Annotated in this window: 19 protein-coding genes; 9 read left to right on the top strand and 10 right to left on the bottom strand. The window is 34.5% G+C overall.

Going from position 1 to position 15,037, the window contains the following annotated elements:
- Nucleotides 1–148 precede the first annotated feature (148 nt).
- On the bottom strand, nucleotides 149–649 hold the full coding sequence (locus tag C1721_RS13215) for a thioredoxin family protein (protein WP_102408705.1): 501 nt from the start codon (nucleotides 647–649) through the stop codon (nucleotides 149–151).
- Nucleotides 650–1,091: 442 nt separating this feature from the next.
- Here C1721_RS13215 and C1721_RS13210 point away from each other — a divergent pair, with 442 nt between their 5' ends.
- From C1721_RS13210 to C1721_RS13195, 4 genes are read left to right on the top strand one after another with little or no spacing between them, the layout of a single operon-like run.
- Nucleotides 1,092–1,919 carry an ABC transporter ATP-binding protein gene (locus tag C1721_RS13210; RefSeq protein WP_102408704.1) on the top strand — a complete coding sequence of 276 codons (828 nt, stop codon included), beginning with the start codon at nucleotides 1,092–1,094 and terminating at the stop codon, nucleotides 1,917–1,919.
- Between the two features lie 11 nt (nucleotides 1,920–1,930).
- Nucleotides 1,931–2,686: a hypothetical protein gene (locus C1721_RS13205; RefSeq protein ID WP_102408703.1), complete on the top strand. Its 756-nt coding sequence runs from the start codon at nucleotides 1,931–1,933 to the stop codon at nucleotides 2,684–2,686.
- Entirely contained in the window at nucleotides 2,683–3,051 is a 369-nt protein-coding gene (locus C1721_RS13200) for a GntR family transcriptional regulator (protein ID WP_102408702.1), read from the top strand. Before C1721_RS13205 ends, C1721_RS13200 begins: the two co-directional genes overlap by 4 nt.
- A gap of 8 nt (nucleotides 3,052–3,059) precedes the next feature.
- Nucleotides 3,060–3,467: a hypothetical protein gene (locus tag C1721_RS13195; RefSeq protein ID WP_102408701.1), complete on the top strand. Its 408-nt coding sequence runs from the start codon at nucleotides 3,060–3,062 to the stop codon at nucleotides 3,465–3,467.
- 18 nt (nucleotides 3,468–3,485) lie between these two features.
- Here the strand turns inward: C1721_RS13195 and C1721_RS13190 are convergent, their stop codons facing one another.
- Entirely contained in the window at nucleotides 3,486–4,025 is a 540-nt protein-coding gene (locus C1721_RS13190; RefSeq protein ID WP_102408700.1) for a hypothetical protein, read from the bottom strand.
- A 153-nt stretch (nucleotides 4,026–4,178) separates the two neighbouring features.
- On the opposite strand from C1721_RS13190, the gene serB reads away from it, so the two are divergent.
- From serB to C1721_RS13175, 3 genes are read left to right on the top strand one after another with little or no spacing between them, the layout of a single operon-like run.
- On the top strand, nucleotides 4,179–5,405 hold the full coding sequence (gene serB, locus C1721_RS13185; protein WP_102408699.1) for a phosphoserine phosphatase SerB: 1,227 nt from the start codon (nucleotides 4,179–4,181) through the stop codon (nucleotides 5,403–5,405).
- A 23-nt stretch (nucleotides 5,406–5,428) separates the two neighbouring features.
- Entirely contained in the window at nucleotides 5,429–5,731 is a 303-nt protein-coding gene (locus tag C1721_RS13180; protein ID WP_102408698.1) for a Dabb family protein, read from the top strand.
- A 15-nt stretch (nucleotides 5,732–5,746) separates the two neighbouring features.
- Nucleotides 5,747–6,220 (top strand): C-GCAxxG-C-C family protein, encoded by a 474-nt coding sequence (locus C1721_RS13175; protein WP_102408697.1) that lies wholly within the window; start codon nucleotides 5,747–5,749, stop codon nucleotides 6,218–6,220.
- A 6-nt stretch (nucleotides 6,221–6,226) separates the two neighbouring features.
- Here C1721_RS13175 and C1721_RS13170 read toward each other — a convergent pair whose 3' ends face one another.
- Nucleotides 6,227–6,931, bottom strand: a complete 705-nt coding sequence (locus tag C1721_RS13170) for an MgtC/SapB family protein (protein ID WP_102408696.1) — start codon at nucleotides 6,929–6,931, stop codon at nucleotides 6,227–6,229.
- A 129-nt stretch (nucleotides 6,932–7,060) separates the two neighbouring features.
- Here C1721_RS13170 and C1721_RS13165 point away from each other — a divergent pair, with 129 nt between their 5' ends.
- Nucleotides 7,061–7,828, top strand: coding sequence for an exodeoxyribonuclease III (locus C1721_RS13165; RefSeq protein ID WP_102408695.1), 768 nt, complete (start codon nucleotides 7,061–7,063; stop codon nucleotides 7,826–7,828).
- Between the two features lie 88 nt (nucleotides 7,829–7,916).
- Here C1721_RS13165 and purU read toward each other — a convergent pair whose 3' ends face one another.
- The 6 genes from purU to C1721_RS13135 all read right to left on the bottom strand — a co-directional run bounded on the left by purU (nucleotide 7,917) and on the right by C1721_RS13135 (nucleotide 13,796).
- Entirely contained in the window at nucleotides 7,917–8,771 is an 855-nt protein-coding gene (gene purU, locus C1721_RS13160; protein WP_102408694.1) for a formyltetrahydrofolate deformylase, read from the bottom strand.
- Between the two features lie 198 nt (nucleotides 8,772–8,969).
- On the bottom strand, nucleotides 8,970–9,881 hold the full coding sequence (locus tag C1721_RS13155) for a dihydroorotate dehydrogenase (RefSeq protein WP_102408693.1): 912 nt from the start codon (nucleotides 9,879–9,881) through the stop codon (nucleotides 8,970–8,972).
- Nucleotides 9,869–10,654, bottom strand: coding sequence for a dihydroorotate dehydrogenase electron transfer subunit (locus C1721_RS13150; RefSeq protein ID WP_102408692.1), 786 nt, complete (start codon nucleotides 10,652–10,654; stop codon nucleotides 9,869–9,871). The genes C1721_RS13155 and C1721_RS13150 overlap by 13 nt, the downstream gene beginning before the upstream one ends.
- Before the next feature lie 61 nt (nucleotides 10,655–10,715).
- Nucleotides 10,716–11,165: a helix-turn-helix domain-containing protein gene (locus C1721_RS13145; RefSeq protein ID WP_102408691.1), complete on the bottom strand. Its 450-nt coding sequence runs from the start codon at nucleotides 11,163–11,165 to the stop codon at nucleotides 10,716–10,718.
- A gap of 820 nt (nucleotides 11,166–11,985) precedes the next feature.
- Nucleotides 11,986–13,008 carry a DNA polymerase III subunit delta gene (gene holA / locus C1721_RS13140; RefSeq protein ID WP_102408690.1) on the bottom strand — a complete coding sequence of 341 codons (1,023 nt, stop codon included), beginning with the start codon at nucleotides 13,006–13,008 and terminating at the stop codon, nucleotides 11,986–11,988.
- Nucleotides 13,009–13,019: 11 nt separating this feature from the next.
- Nucleotides 13,020–13,796, bottom strand: a complete 777-nt coding sequence (locus C1721_RS13135) for an AMP nucleosidase (RefSeq protein WP_102408689.1) — start codon at nucleotides 13,794–13,796, stop codon at nucleotides 13,020–13,022.
- Between the two features lie 47 nt (nucleotides 13,797–13,843).
- Here C1721_RS13135 and C1721_RS13130 point away from each other — a divergent pair, with 47 nt between their 5' ends.
- A complete protein-coding gene (locus C1721_RS13130; protein WP_102408688.1) occupies nucleotides 13,844–14,299 on the top strand; it encodes a type I restriction enzyme HsdR N-terminal domain-containing protein in 456 nt (151 codons plus the stop codon).
- Between the two features lie 396 nt (nucleotides 14,300–14,695).
- Here the strand turns inward: C1721_RS13130 and C1721_RS13120 are convergent, their stop codons facing one another.
- Entirely contained in the window at nucleotides 14,696–14,914 is a 219-nt protein-coding gene (locus C1721_RS13120; protein WP_102408686.1) for a hypothetical protein, read from the bottom strand.
- Nucleotides 14,915–15,037: the final 123 nt, after the last annotated feature.

The raw sequence follows: 15,037 nt of genomic DNA, 5'->3' as shown, positions 1-15,037 counted from the left end.
CACAATAGGCAGGTTTGCCCCCCCCCCCCCCGTTAATCTTTGTTAACATATTTATTAAGCATTTATAATTTATACTTGTATTTCTTGCAAAGATACAAAAAAGGCTGTCCTCAATCAAGAGAACAGCCTTTCTAATAATAATCTGTCTTTAGATTTTTTTCAATACCTCAGTAAGCTTTTCAGGAGTAACATTAGCTGCAATGATAATACCTTTGTCATCAATCAGAAAGTTTTTGAATCCTTTTTTCAAATTGTACTTTCTGTATACTTCTGACGCCTTACCCAGTTCATCATGAAATTGCGTTGACAAATCCAGTTTGTCGGCCTTGACTGTTTCCATAAAAACAGATGACTTCTCATCCAAAGAAACAGAATACATCGCAATTTTATTCGAACCTAATTTGTTGATTTCATTCGATAATAATACGTTACGAACCCGCGATTCAGCATCGTAAGCTGCCCAGAAGTTGAGCAAAGTGTAACGTCCCGAATGATTTTGGAAATTAAAATTACTTTCATCTCCTAAAGACTCTATTCTCGGAGCAAGATCACCAGGATTCACACCCTCTGTGAGCTTAGCTTGTTTTGAACCAGCAGAGATTCCAAGGAATGCCACTGATGCAATGAGAACATAAGTTCTAATCTTCATAATGTCAATTTTACGTTAAACTTAATCGGCGTATCCTCCTGAGAGAAACCTCCGACTCCTGATTTTCAGGAAGTAAACAAAGCCAATTTCTTCTCTAAGAAATCAATACTCTGCTCTTAACAGGGGCAAATATAAGGTCAATTATCTGTTTCGACCAAATTATATATCTATTTTCTTCTAAATTGCAAGCTTTTTTATATGTTTTATCGCATTTACGGGTATTAAATTAACTGTTCTGCAACATATTTTTCAGCAATTTACTAATTTAAAACCCGGAACAGACAATTTTCCCTTCTGTCTTTTTAATCCCAATCAAAACAGATAAGAATCTAAATCAGCGAATAAAAAATAATGAAAAAATAATCTTCCCTATTGTTTATTCAAAAACATATTCTATATTTGCAGTGTACTATTAAACTAACACACTAAAACAATATCAAATATGATTACACTTAAAGAGCTTTCATTCAGTTATAACCACAAGAAGCATGTATTAGAACATGTAAATCTGGAAGTTACTCCGGGACATATTTGTGGTTTATTAGGCAAAAACGGAGAAGGAAAAACTACGCTACTCAACCTGATAAGCGGACAAGTTTTTCCCGACCAAGGTGAGTGTCTTATTCTTGGAGAGAAACCATCCGAAAGGAATGCTAAATTCCTACAACAAATTTTTATCCTACCTGAAGAAATTTCGATGCCGGACGTAACAGCCTATGAATATATGAAAATGTACGCACCCTTCTACCCTACTTTTAGCCAGGATATATGGAAAGCTTGTCTGGATTCATTTGAAGTAGATTTCTCCGACCGTTTACTCAAGATGTCACAAGGGCAACGCAAAAAAGTTGCTATTACACTGGCTTTGTCTGCCCACACACCGCTCTTGCTAATGGATGAACCTACAAACGGATTAGATATTCCGTCTAAATCGACATTCCGTAAACTAGTAGCTTCGTTAATAGAAGAAGACCAGACTGTTATTATATCTACTCATCAAGTAAGAGACCTGGAAAGCCTGATCGATACAGTTATCATCTTGGATCATAAGCATATTCTAATAAATAATACATTAAATGAAATTAGTAACAAACTCTATTTCGGACAGGTTAAGCCGGAGGAAAAAACATTATATTCCGAACCTTCGCCAATAGGAACCGTTGGAGTTACAGAGCGAGAAAACAAAGAGGAAACGCCTGTATCATTGGAACTTCTGTTTAATGCAGCTACTATTTATCCACAAGAGATAACAAAATTGTTCAACAAATAAAGCATACGAACATGAATACAAGTTTTAGTTTTCACCGCATAGGATTATTATTACGCAGGGATTGGATAGAGTATAAAAAAATGCTGGGATATTTCCTCATAGCACTTATTGGCACAATTATTCTCTTCCTATGTGTTTATAAAGGAATGGAACATGTAGTTGAAAGACAATACTATTATTTGCGTTTCGGCCTGTTGGCCTGTTTCATATTCTACCTTTCCATTATTTCTAAAAGAATACACCATTCTAAGGGCTTATTCCTTACATTACCGGCAAGCTCACTGGAAAAATTCCTTACATTATTGATAACAGGATTTATCATTTTTCTGATTTTTATATCTGTATTCTGGATTAGTATTTATTGCATATCTCTATTTATTCCGGGTTACCAGGTGATCGATATTTCGACAATTCTGGACGACATAAGTAGCCGTGATATCTCAAATATAAACATTCTGAGTTTTCTCTCTTTTACGATAACATTGATATTCCTCGCATTCGTTACATTTCCAAAGCATGCCTTCGTTTATGTTGTTTGCGGTTTCCTGCTATCGGCAGGCTTGATAATAGGTACAGCGTATGTGATCATGAAGTATTATCACTACATAGGTTTTTGTACTATAAACTGTAATACATATGCCGGAATTTATCCGTTTTTGGTTATCGAAAAAATTGTATTGACAGGCTTTGCTCCCGTCATGTTTATTTCCTCTGTTATCATACTATATGTTGCATATCTGAAACTTAAAGAAAAGGAACTGAAATGAATTATCATACAAGTCAATCCATATTTATACAGATAGCCGATCGTATTTGCGACCGGGTATTGAGCGGAGAATATATGACAGATAGCCGTATTCCCTCCGTGCGGGAACTGGCAGTGGAAATGGAAGTGAATCCGAATACGGTAATGCGTTCTTTTGAACGTTTGCAGACCAACAATATTATCTATAATAAACGCGGTATCGGATACTTTATCTCTCCGGAAGCTGAACACAAAATACGACAAATGCGTCATAATCAATTTGTAGACGAAGTTCTTCCCGCCGTATTTAAGGAAATGCAATTGCTTGGCGTAGGTTTGGACGAACTTACAAAAGCTTATACATTATATATATCTACAACTAAATAAATACAATTATGAAACGAAGCAATATTATATTTTTCAGTTTGCTGGCAATATTATACTTCGTACCATTACTTATTTTCGGTATATCGAATTTTATTCCCGTAGACAAGTCTTACACCGATTTTGGTTACATAAAAGTTTTACAGATAGATAATCCGACCCTGAAACCTGATGATATAAAAGTTGATACGACATTCATTCCGGTCTATAGAACACCTACTCTCAGCACAAAAAATGATTTCACTTACTTATATTACAAGGGGACAAAACAGTATTTGCCTGAAGTGAGTGGAAGAGATTCTACATTGATTGTTAAAGGTGCAATAGAGTCCGGACAAGATAAAAATCTTACACTCCACATACGAATAAACAATCTCAAAAAGATTATATTGAACGATCAGGAAATATGGATAAGATAAAACAAAAAAGTCTGGTAATTAATTACCAGACTTTTTCTTTATGTCTTCAAGTGGAGGCAACGGTACGCCTTCATTGATAAATTCATCATACACAACTTTAGGGTGATCTTGTGGAGAAGCCAAGACACTTTCTCCTTGAAAGTTGTCACGGCGGAAGTTTTTCAATTTCAGATTCTCTGTACTATAATTACGTAAAGAATCTTTCTTATCTCCAAACAAAGAACTATCCAAAACTTCCGAATCAAGAATATTTTCCTTAGGCGTTATTATTGGTAAAAGATTCTGTTCCAATAAACCACGGTAAGCCCCAATATATTCACACCACACCGAATCACCTCTGGTATAAATGCGGTATGTGTAATTAGACCAAGCCGTTGTAATATGGACTTCTTTTTCCCAAATGTCAACCGAAGCTTCCGAGTCAAAATACGGGTCTTTAATAGTAACTCGTTTTAATCCCTGTTTTTCTTCTTTTACAAGAGTCAGCCATTTGTCTGAATGTAATACTTCTGCTATTATTTCAGGCAACTTTTCCTTAATTTCAAATTGGATTCTCATTTTCATTTGCCTGCCGGTCAGGACTTATTAAGGTTGCCAGGTTCTCAGTTAAACGATACTCTACTGTGATAAAACAAATATAGGGAAAATTGTTTAATATAATATCATATATTTCTTTATTTCTTATGTACCTTTGCCCGATAAATTTTTATTATGATACCTAAAGACGAAATAATACTGATTAATATAAACGGAACAGATCGACCCGGAGTAACAGCCGCCTTAACAGAAATATTGGCAAAAAACAATGCCGTTATTCTTGATATCGGGCAAGCTGATATACATAATCATTTATCATTGGGTATTTTGTTCCAAAGTACAGAAGGTAATTCGGGTGATATATTGAAAGAACTCTTATTTAAGAGTTATGAACTGGATGTAAATATCCGCTTTAACCCTATTTCCGAAGAAGAATACAGCAAATGGGTTAGCATGCAGGGTAAAAACCGCTATATCATTACTATATTGGGACGTAAGCTGACCGCCAAACAGATTGCAGGCGTTTCGCGTATTGTAGCAGAACAAGACATGAATATAGATGATATTAAGCGTCTTACAGGTCGTATTCCTTTGGATGAAAATGCCCGTACACCTAAAGCTAGTGTAGAATTTTCCGTACGCGGAACACCTAAGGATAAAGAGCAGATGAAGGCCGACTTTATGCAGCTTTCATCTGAACAGGAAATGGATATTTCTTTTCAAGAAGAAAGTATGTATCGACGCATGCGCCGTTTGATATGCTTCGATATGGATTCTACATTAATTGAAACAGAAGTTATTGACGAGCTTGCGATGCGATTCGGTATAGGCGATAAAGTAAAAGCTATTACAGAATCTGCAATGCGGGGAGAAATTGATTTCTGCGAAAGTTTCCGCCAGCGCTGTGCTTTATTGAAGGGTTTGGATGTTTCTGTCATGCAAGAGATTGCGGAAAACCTGCCTATAACTGAAGGAGTAGACCGATTAATGCGTATTCTTAAAAAGGTTGGTTTTAAGATCGCTATTCTATCCGGAGGATTTACATACTTTGGTAATTATTTAAAACAAAAGTATAATATAGACTATGTATATGCTAACGAGCTAGAGGTTGTGGACGGAAAACTTACAGGTAACTACATTGGTGATATTGTGGATGGTAAGCGTAAAGCCGAATTACTTCGTCTGATAGCTCAGGTAGAGAATGTGGATATTCGCCAAACGGTTGCCGTTGGTGACGGAGCAAATGACCTTCCAATGATCAGTGCTGCCGGACTGGGTATTGCTTTCCATGCAAAACCCAAAGTAAAAGCAACAGCCAAGCAATCTATATCAACAATTGGTTTGGATGGTATTTTATACTTCTTAGGATATAAAGATTCGTACTTAGACGAGAAAATATAATAATCAAAAAAATAACAAGAATTATGGTTAGACATATTGTGATGTTTAAGCTGACAGAGTTTTCTACTCCAGCCGAAAAACAAGCTAAAATGCAAGAAATTAAAGAAAAGTTGGAAGCGCTGATCGACAAGATTGATGTTTTACGGTTTATTCATGTAGATTTTAATATCAATCCGGCAGAAACTTGGGATATTATACTTACAACAGAGTTAGACACACTGGAAGATGTAAACACATATGCTAATCATCCTGAGCATGTTGCCGTATCAAAAGGCATTATCGGACCGGTAAAAGCTGACAGAGCATGCGTTGACTATAAGTTTTAAGTATCTTATCCTATTATGAAAGACTTTGATGTTGAAGAACGTGTAAAGCAAGCCACTGAAAACTTTGCAGCCGGATATAATTGTGCCCAATCTGTATTTTTGGCCTATGCCGACATATTTGAAATGGATTTAGATATGGCTAAAAAAATGTCTGTATCTTTTGGAGGTGGCATGGGACGTATGAGAGAAGTATGCGGAACAATCAGTGCCATGTCTATGCTTGCAGGTTTCAAATACCCGGTATTAGATGTACATGATAAAGAAGCACGTACAAGAAATTATGCCATGGTACAGAAAATGGCTGCTCTATTTAAAGAAAAACATGAAACAATTATCTGTCGCCAACTTCTACCCGCAGCAGCGGCGGCATCTACAGAACCAACTCCGGAAGAACGTACATCTGAATATTACGCAAAACGTCCCTGCAGTAAATATATTGAAGATGCTGCACGAATAGCCGGACGAATGCTGAAAGGAGAATTGGAATAAATCTCCTTATGCTAATAATTTAATTTGAGTTATATATCCAAGTTTTCGTATTTCTGAGAATAAATCACTGTACGAGGACTTGGATTTTACATTTACCTTATAGGTAATTATAGATATATTTTTTTCATAGTTATGCTCATAAGAAAGGCTTACAATAAAAATATTTTTCTCTTCCAAAATACGACGTATACCTTTCAAATCGGGAGTAGATGTTGAGCATGTAATAGTAAGTATTTTATTAACTCCATCCAGAAACATTCTTTTCTCCAAACGCTCCAATGAGATTAATACGAATAAGGCGAAAGCAGTTGTTATACATGCGGCTAAAAACATTCCCGCTCCTACTGCCAATCCAATAACGGCCATCACCCAAATACAGGCTGCCGTAGTAAGTCCGTGAATACTGCCATGACTTTGTATAATGGCTCCTGCGCCTAAAAAACCGATACCGGTTAATACTTGTGCAGCAATTCTCCCCGGATCTCCATTCAAAAAGTTAGGATAACTCTGAGGTATCCATATAGATATTAGCATGGCAGCCGCAGATCCCATACATATTAGCGTAAATGTACGCATACCGGCATCACGTCTTCTAAATTGACGTTCTATGCCAATAACTGCACCGAGTAAAAAGCTAATGGCTAGCCTAATAGTTGCAGTAGAGGGAGTTATCGCAGTACTATTTAATATATCTTGTAGTTCTTCAAACATGCTTATTCTATATTTTATCACAAATATATAGATATAATTTATATTCCATATAGATTTAAAACAACATAAAATGGTCAAAAGTTTGTATCTTTGAAACAGAACATTATTCACTTTTAAAACTTATAAGAATTGAAAATTATAACATATAACGTAAATGGCTTAAGAGCCGCTGTAGGAAAAGGTTTACCCGAATGGTTGGCCCAAGAACAGCCAGATGTACTTTGTTTACAAGAAACCAAACTTCAACCCGATCAATTTCCTGCTGAAGCATTTGAAAATCTTGGATATAAATCATACCTTTTCAGTGCCCAGAAAAAAGGCTATAGTGGCGTAGCGATACTTACCAGAATCAATCCGGATCATGTTGAATATGGCATAGGAATAGAAAAATATGATAATGAAGGTCGTTTTATTCGAGCCGATTTCGGAGATATTTCTGTAGTAAGCGTATATCACCCGTCTGGTACAAGCGGCGATGAAAGACAAGGTTTTAAGATGATTTGGCTAGAAGATTTTCAAAATTATGTTGTTGAGTTGACAAAATCTCGTCCTAAACTAATTTTATGCGGAGATTATAATATATGCCATGAACCTATTGATATTCATGATCCTATACGTAATGCAACCAACAGTGGTTTCCTTCCGGAAGAAAGGGAGTGGATGACACGTTTTTTATCGGCAGGTTTCGTTGATACATTCCGGACCCTGCATCCAGAAAAACAAGAATATACATGGTGGAGTTACCGGTTTAATTCCAGAGCCAAAAACAAAGGATGGAGAATAGACTATTGTATGGTTACTAAAGCAATGGAACCATTACTTAAAGATGCTTATATTTTGAATAATGCAGTCCATTCGGACCACTGTCCGGCTGTATTAGAAATAAAAGAGAAATAAGGTCTATCCAAGAGAAAATTAAATTCCTTTCGAGAGAAATTAAAATTTCTTCCGAAAGGAACTTTTTTTTACGACAAAGAGAATCTCACTAATTAAAAATAACTGTCTTATTTTTATAAGCCAAAATTTTTCGTTCTATATGCTTTTGAACGGCACGGGATAATACTATTTTTTCCAGATCTTTTCCCTTATTGACTAAATCACTGATAGTGTCTTTATGAGTTATACGTACTACATCTTGCTCAATAATAGGTCCGGCATCGAGTTCTGTCGTTACATAATGACTAGTTGCACCAATAATCTTCACACCTCTTTCAAAAGCAGCATGATAAGGTTTTGCACCCATAAAAGCCGGAAGAAAAGAATGATGAATATTTATAATACGGTTCGGATATTCATTAATCATTTGCTCTGAAACAACTTGCATATAACGAGCCAAGACAATAAAATTCACCTTATATTCCGTCAGCAAAGCCAATTCTTTCTGCTCTTGTTCTTCTTTTGTTTCTTTTGTAATCGGAAAGTGGTAAAAAGGAATACTGAATCTCTCTGCAACAGGCTCTAAATCTTTATGATTACTTATGATTAAAGGTATTTCAACATTCCATTCTCCTGCCGTATAACGTGCCAGCATATCAAACAGACAATGAGACATCTTTGAAACAAAGATCGCCATCCGTGGTTTATCATCCGAGAAATATAACCTGAAACTCATATTGTATTTCTGGGCATATAGTGTATCAATATATTCATGTATTTTTTCCTTTGGTATAAAAAAATCTTTTAGTTCCCACTCTATTCGCATGAAAAAGATATTTTCTACGTGGTCTACATATTGATCCAAATAAATAATATTACCCTTGTTTACCGTAATAAAGTTGGTTACATCTGCCAAAATTCCAGGTGTATCCGGACAATGTAACAATAACTTTGCAGTACTCATAACTGGTTGTTTTTAATTCTTCATAATTAATATTTACATGCGACAAATGTAGCATATTATTAATAAAACAAATCATTACAAAACAAAAAGTTTTCAATACAACTAAATAAGTTGACATAAATCTATTAATCAAATAAAAAGAGAGTGATCTTATGACACATAAAAATCACTCTCTTTCTTCTATAATTGGAATATTAATTATACTTCAAGCGCTCCGATCAATTCTTTTACAGATTTAAAACCATGACGATCGCAATACTCATTTAAGCCATCTATGACTTTGACTGAAACTGTAGGGTCTACAAAATTATAAGTTCCTATTTGTATAGCTGTTGCACCTGCCAGCATAAATTCCACAGCATCTTTCCAATTGGAAATACCTCCTAAACCAATAATAGGAATTTTAATGGCTTTGTAAGTTTGCCATACCATACGTAAAGCTACAGGTTTCACACATGGTCCTGAAAGGCCTCCGGTTATAGTAGACAGTATAGGCTTTCTCTTTTCTGCATCTATTGCCATACCAAGCATTGTATTAATAAGTGAAACAGAATCAGCACCTTCTGCTTCCACCGCCCGGGCTATTTCAGTAATGTCTGTTACATTTGGGGAAAGCTTTACTATCAAAGTTTTTGGATAAACTTTACGGACGGCCTTCACCACTTCCGATGCTCCGGCGCACGTAACACCAAAGGCCATGCCTCCTTGTTTTACATTCGGACAGCTAATATTTAGCTCTATTGCAGGTATTTTATCCAATTCGGCAATCTTCTCCGCACATTGAATGTAAGTCTCGACCGAAGAACCGCTCACATTTACAATCATGTGTGTATCAATATCTTTTATTTCCGGATAAATATGCTGGGCAAAATAATCAGCTCCTTTATTCTGAAGGCCTACGGCATTTAACATCCCTGATGGTGTTTCCGCCATACGAGGATAAAGGTTTCCTTCACGAGGTTGAATAGTAGTTCCCTTCACAAATATACCACCAAGGCGGGTAATATCTATCAAATCAGCATATTCTATACCATATCCAAAAGTTCCGGATGCCGTCATTACAGGATTTTTCAACTGTAAATCGCCTATGTTTACATTTAACTCAGCCATGTCAACTTATTTATATTAAATACAGGTCCTTCAGTACATACACACACATGATGGCCTTGATTGTCTTTTTCAACACAACACAAGCAAGCTCCAATACCGCATGCCATCGTATTTTCCAAAGAGACTTCACATGTTATGGATTCGGAAGCGGCATATTTTGCAACAGCCATCATCATTGGTTTCGGTCCACAAGTGTAAATACGGTCAAAATGTTTATCCGTTAATATCGAATGATTGGTAACGTATCCTTTTTCTCCCAAAGTACCATCTTCCGTTGTAACATAAACAGTACCAAAACGCTCAAACTGATCTATTTGTAATAGATCATCTTTCGATCGGGCGCCTAACAAAAATGTAGGTTCAAAACCTGCATTTTTCAATATAGCCCCTAAATATAACATCGGAGCTGTTCCGACACCACCACCAATTAATAATAATTTTTCCTTTTTTTGTTCAGATTTAGGAATTGTAAAACCATTACCAAGAGGCAATAGGATGTTTACAATATCTCCAATCCTATATTCTGCCATTTTTTTAGTACCGTCACCAACCAATTGTATCAATAACCATAATTCATTTGCTTCCTTATCTATATAATTAATGGAAATAGGGCGACGAAGAAATGTCGTAGGAGAGTTATCTACGCGAACCTCCACAAATTGCCCGGGAATCATATCTGGCAACTGCTGATCTGAGGTTAACTTCAATAGGCAATAGTTTTTATGAAGGCGATGATTCTCAGAAACCTTCATATCTAAAATATACTTCTTCATATATGACTACTCAATTTGAGTACAAAGATACATGAATATAATGTATATATCAAAAGCTTAGCTATTCTTTCTTGTCCTTTTCCGGAACAAAAGTATCATACGTATTATCCGAGTAGAATATCATTATTTTGCTTACTTTTTTACTAGGCTTCTCCGGGTATACAATTGGCTCTATTACAGGTTGTTTACAAGCATAAACAGGCTTCTCAATTATGATTTCCTTGCGATATTCTGAATCATCTGTAACTTTGGACGAATTTATTGGCGTATTTATAAATAAATCAGGTTGTGTTAACACATGTTCTCGGATCATTTCGCCTTTACCAAAAAGAAGCCAGTCTGATTCTACATAAGTAAACCTTTCCAATATTTTAGTCAACACATCTAGACTCACATTATTTCTTCCATTTAGAATATGTGATATAGCAGAACGTTGGATACCGATAGCTTCTGCAAATTTAGAAGGGGTTAATCCTTCTCGTTCCATAATTTTTACAATACGTTCTCTCATTGTTTAGTGACTATTGGTTCATTATCAATAAGCTGTCAATATGTCCGATTACATTCATATATAGATACAAATGTAATAGAATACAAATATAGACATTTGTTTTCAATTGTGCAATTTATTTTGATAACTGTAAAGTATACAGATGTATTTAATAATATAGAATCATATACTTTACATATGTAACACCTATGTAAAAATGGAAATATAGTCTCGAATAAATACTTTAGATAATTACACTAAATCACTGCATAACAATAAATAAAAACAATATAAAAGCCACTATAGTTATGCATATACAATTATATACACTATGTATATATCATATATTAATGAAATAGATTAAATATCTTTTGAATATAACTGGTTTATAATGTTTTATAATAAGAAAATAGGTCGATAACAATGTATTATGATCATTGCAGATACAAATGTTACCATCTTTATACAAAGATAACAAGAATCCGGTATAACACTTTTGTAAACAAATAAGTGTTTACAATATGTATGATTATCGATTGATTACATTTGTAACAAACCTACAAATGAAACATATGTGATCAATAAATGAGTTGATTTTGTTTATTAAGATGACATTATGTCCCTTTCTTCTATCTATATTAAAAAATAAAGACTAAACATTCAAATTTTGGAGATATTTGTGAACACAGACACAGAGAAAAGAAAATATTAAAATCTCGCGAAGTAAATAATGACATAAATAACTGAAAAACAAAAAGAAAAAGAGATTTTACACAACCAATTAGAACTCTATTCTAGAAAAATAGTTCCTTTTCTCTCTTAGAAAAGAAAAACGAAAGACTCAATGCAATATTTTATACAGAAGCTCCTTTAATAGATCTGCATCGGAAATTGAATTACTTTCCACTCCTTTCGATTTGGCATCAGTAATTCGAATTTCATTTATAAGATTAAAAACTTTCATTGCAGAATAACTTTTTAATCCTAAAATATAATCTTTGACTTGAAAAGTACCTCGTAAGCCTAATGCAGTCATAAGCCCCGTTTCTGAACGATCCTTCGTATAATAACAAATCAATAAGTTGGAAAAATAATTAAATAAAACAGAGAGGGTAATTTGTATAGGATTATTTTTTGAATTCTTCTCGAAATATTGAATAATCCGGTTAGCTTTTAAAATATCCTTAGTTGCAAGGGCTTTTATTAGCTCAAAATTATTATATTCCTTACTTATGCCTATATTTTCCTCAATCATTTCGGGTGTGATGCGTTTTAAGCCCTTTTCAGGCATTAAAATTATCAGCTTATCCAATTCCTTATTCAGGCGGCTTAAATCGTTTCCAAGGAAATCTGAGAGCATTTGAGAGGCTTTCATATCAATACTGATAGAACGTTGCTGCATCAATGATACAATAAACGCAGGCATTTTATAATCAGGAATCTTTTTAGACTCAAATAAAACACCACTAGTATCCGCTGCCGCTGCTAATGCTTTTCGACGATCAAGATTTTTATATTTATAATTTATTACAAGGACTGTTGAACTTAAAGGCTTCTTTACATAATTAGACAATAACTCTATATCACGGACTAATTGAGCTTCCCGAACTACAATCAATTGATAATTAGACATCATTGGAAATCTACGAGCTGCATTAATAATAGACGTTGCATCAGTGTCAGCCCCATACATGATAATTTGGTTAAAGTCTTTTTCCGATTCATCCAATACGTTATCTATCAATAAATCCGTAATCTGGTCCATGAAAAATGGCTCTTCGCCCATCAATACATAAACAGGTAAGAATTTTTTAGCGACTATATCTCTACAAATTTCATCAAAACTATATACCTTTTTAGCCATAGTCTAATCTTTTACCAGCTGAAACGAATATGACGTATCGTTTTCTTTCCATTTATAATTTGCAGCAAAGCCTCTATTCCTAATATCACGTGCTCTCCAACAAATTTCTGCGTTACTTGCCGGTCACTTTCTTCTGTTTTAACACCACCTTCTTCCATAGGCTTATCCGAAATCATAAGCAAGGCCCCTGTTGGTATTTGATTAGCAAAACCGGCCGTTAGAAGTGTTGCCGTTTCCATATCAATCCCTGTTGCATGCGTAGAACGAAGATAATCTTTGAAATCATTATCATACTCCCATACGCGACGATTTGACGTATATACAGTTCCTGTCCAATAATCACGTCCATAATCACGAATCGCCGATGAAATAGCTCGTAACATTGAGAATGCAGGTAATGAGGGTACTTCCGGTGGTAAATATTCATCCGAAGTACCTTCTCCGCGAATAGCCGCAATAGGAAGTAAATAATCACCTAAATTATTCGCTTTTTTCAATCCTCCACATTTGCCGAGAAACAATACGGCTTTTGGCATTATAGCCGATAACAGATCCATTATAGTAGCCGCATTCGCACTTCCCATGCCAAAGTTTATTATTGTCAATCCTTCTGCTGAAGCATTTGGCATAGAACTTTTAAGTCCCAGAATAGGGACATTGAAGTGATCCGCAAATATTTCCACATATTTAGTGAAATTCGTCAGAAGTATGTATTTTGTAAAATCTTCCAACTTCCGTTCTGTATATCTGGGAAGCCAATTTTCTACTATTTCTTGTTTTGTTTTCATAAATAACTACCTTTGGTGGTATAAATATTAATCAGCAAATATAATAAATGCTCCCATTAAATTTACCAACATTTGCCGTCAAAGTAACAGAAAAAGAAGGAAAGCGTCTGATTTTAGATATAATAAGGCGTAAATATGTAACTCTCACTCCGGAGGAATGGGTCAGGCAACATTTTATAAATTATTTGATTGTAGTAAAAAAATACCCTCACGAATTAATAGCTAATGAAATTTCCATAAAACTAAACAACACAACAAAACGTTGCGATACAATAATTTACGATCACTTTATAAACCCATTAATGATTGTAGAATATAAGGCCCCTCATATTGAAATTACTAAAAATGTATTTGATCAAATTGCACGCTATAATATGTCTTTACGCGTAAAATATTTAACCGTAAGTAATGGAATAAATCATTTTTGTTGTAAAATAGACTACAACACTCAAACCTATTCTTTTTTAAAAGAGATACCGGAATATAATAAATTAGAGGAATAATAAACAATTCTACCTTTAATAAAGACAGATTACTTATACATAAAAAAGTTCATTACCCCTTATCTTTCAGCAAATTCGAAAGATAAGAGTTTCTCAGCCCAACCAACCAAACGGATGATAAAATTGATATTTTCTGTAAGCAGGAAAAGATAAGACCTCACAAGGGGAAAAACAATAAATAGACGATACCTTCAAACTAAAAAACGTTTCATTTTGGAGAACTAAACGAATCTTCAAAATAAAACGTTGCATAATAGACAAAAAAACATCTTTCCAGAAATTCTGTATATATTGAATAGAAAAATTTTGCATTCTCCGAGTATTTAATCTGGTTACACGGCAGCAAACATAATAATATTTATTTAATAAACAAATCTTTCTCTACAAAATATACGTTTAAAAGAAGAAACCATCCCATTCCTTCATATTCAGGAAAGTTTTATTTGTTTTTCTTGCATATAATTCAATAGAATCCGATTTGGATTCTACACTATTAGTTTCCGGGAAAGCCAATAAAACTTGTTCCGGAGTACGTAACTTTACATCCTCTTCCTTATCGAAAAATAAAGAATAACCTAATAACACTGCAAAAAAAGATAATATCAACGGCTTCATGTCTACTTCATTTAAATACTACATTAGCTTAGATGCTTTTTAAACGCAAAACGCTGCATTATATTTTACTTTATTGCAAAATGAAGAAATTTATTTTCTCATTTTCTCATAAATCTATTTCAA

The sequence above is a fragment of the Parabacteroides bouchesdurhonensis genome (assembly GCF_900186615.1).
In the GTDB taxonomy this organism is placed as follows: Bacteria; Bacteroidota; Bacteroidia; order Bacteroidales; family Tannerellaceae; genus Parabacteroides; species Parabacteroides bouchesdurhonensis.
Note: the sequence above shows the minus strand (reverse complement) of the source record. Positions and strands in the feature narration are given on the sequence as shown.

Bases quoted from the DNA above. Each gene is read 5' to 3' on its own strand.
- C1721_RS13215 (WP_102408705.1), bottom strand. From the start codon at position 649: ATGAAGATTAGAACTTATGTTCTCATTGCATCAGTGGCATTCCTTGGA.
- C1721_RS13210 (WP_102408704.1), top strand. From the start codon at position 1,092: ATGATTACACTTAAAGAGCTTTCATTCAGTTATAACCACAAGAAGCAT.
- C1721_RS13205 (WP_102408703.1), top strand. From the start codon at position 1,931: ATGAATACAAGTTTTAGTTTTCACCGCATAGGATTATTATTACGCAGG.
- C1721_RS13200 (WP_102408702.1), top strand. From the start codon at position 2,683: ATGAATTATCATACAAGTCAATCCATATTTATACAGATAGCCGATCGT.
- C1721_RS13195 (WP_102408701.1), top strand. From the start codon at position 3,060: ATGAAACGAAGCAATATTATATTTTTCAGTTTGCTGGCAATATTATAC.
- C1721_RS13190 (WP_102408700.1), bottom strand. From the start codon at position 4,025: ATGAGAATCCAATTTGAAATTAAGGAAAAGTTGCCTGAAATAATAGCA.
- serB (WP_102408699.1), top strand. From the start codon at position 4,179: ATGATACCTAAAGACGAAATAATACTGATTAATATAAACGGAACAGAT.
- C1721_RS13180 (WP_102408698.1), top strand. From the start codon at position 5,429: ATGGTTAGACATATTGTGATGTTTAAGCTGACAGAGTTTTCTACTCCA.
- C1721_RS13175 (WP_102408697.1), top strand. From the start codon at position 5,747: ATGAAAGACTTTGATGTTGAAGAACGTGTAAAGCAAGCCACTGAAAAC.
- C1721_RS13170 (WP_102408696.1), bottom strand. From the start codon at position 6,931: ATGTTTGAAGAACTACAAGATATATTAAATAGTACTGCGATAACTCCC.
- purU (WP_102408694.1), bottom strand. From the start codon at position 8,771: ATGAGTACTGCAAAGTTATTGTTACATTGTCCGGATACACCTGGAATT.
- C1721_RS13155 (WP_102408693.1), bottom strand. From the start codon at position 9,881: ATGGCTGAGTTAAATGTAAACATAGGCGATTTACAGTTGAAAAATCCT.
- C1721_RS13150 (WP_102408692.1), bottom strand. From the start codon at position 10,654: ATGAAGAAGTATATTTTAGATATGAAGGTTTCTGAGAATCATCGCCTT.
- C1721_RS13145 (WP_102408691.1), bottom strand. From the start codon at position 11,165: ATGAGAGAACGTATTGTAAAAATTATGGAACGAGAAGGATTAACCCCT.
- holA (WP_102408690.1), bottom strand. From the start codon at position 13,008: ATGGCTAAAAAGGTATATAGTTTTGATGAAATTTGTAGAGATATAGTC.
- C1721_RS13135 (WP_102408689.1), bottom strand. From the start codon at position 13,796: ATGAAAACAAAACAAGAAATAGTAGAAAATTGGCTTCCCAGATATACA.
- C1721_RS13130 (WP_102408688.1), top strand. From the start codon at position 13,844: ATGCTCCCATTAAATTTACCAACATTTGCCGTCAAAGTAACAGAAAAA.
- C1721_RS13120 (WP_102408686.1), bottom strand. From the start codon at position 14,914: ATGAAGCCGTTGATATTATCTTTTTTTGCAGTGTTATTAGGTTATTCT.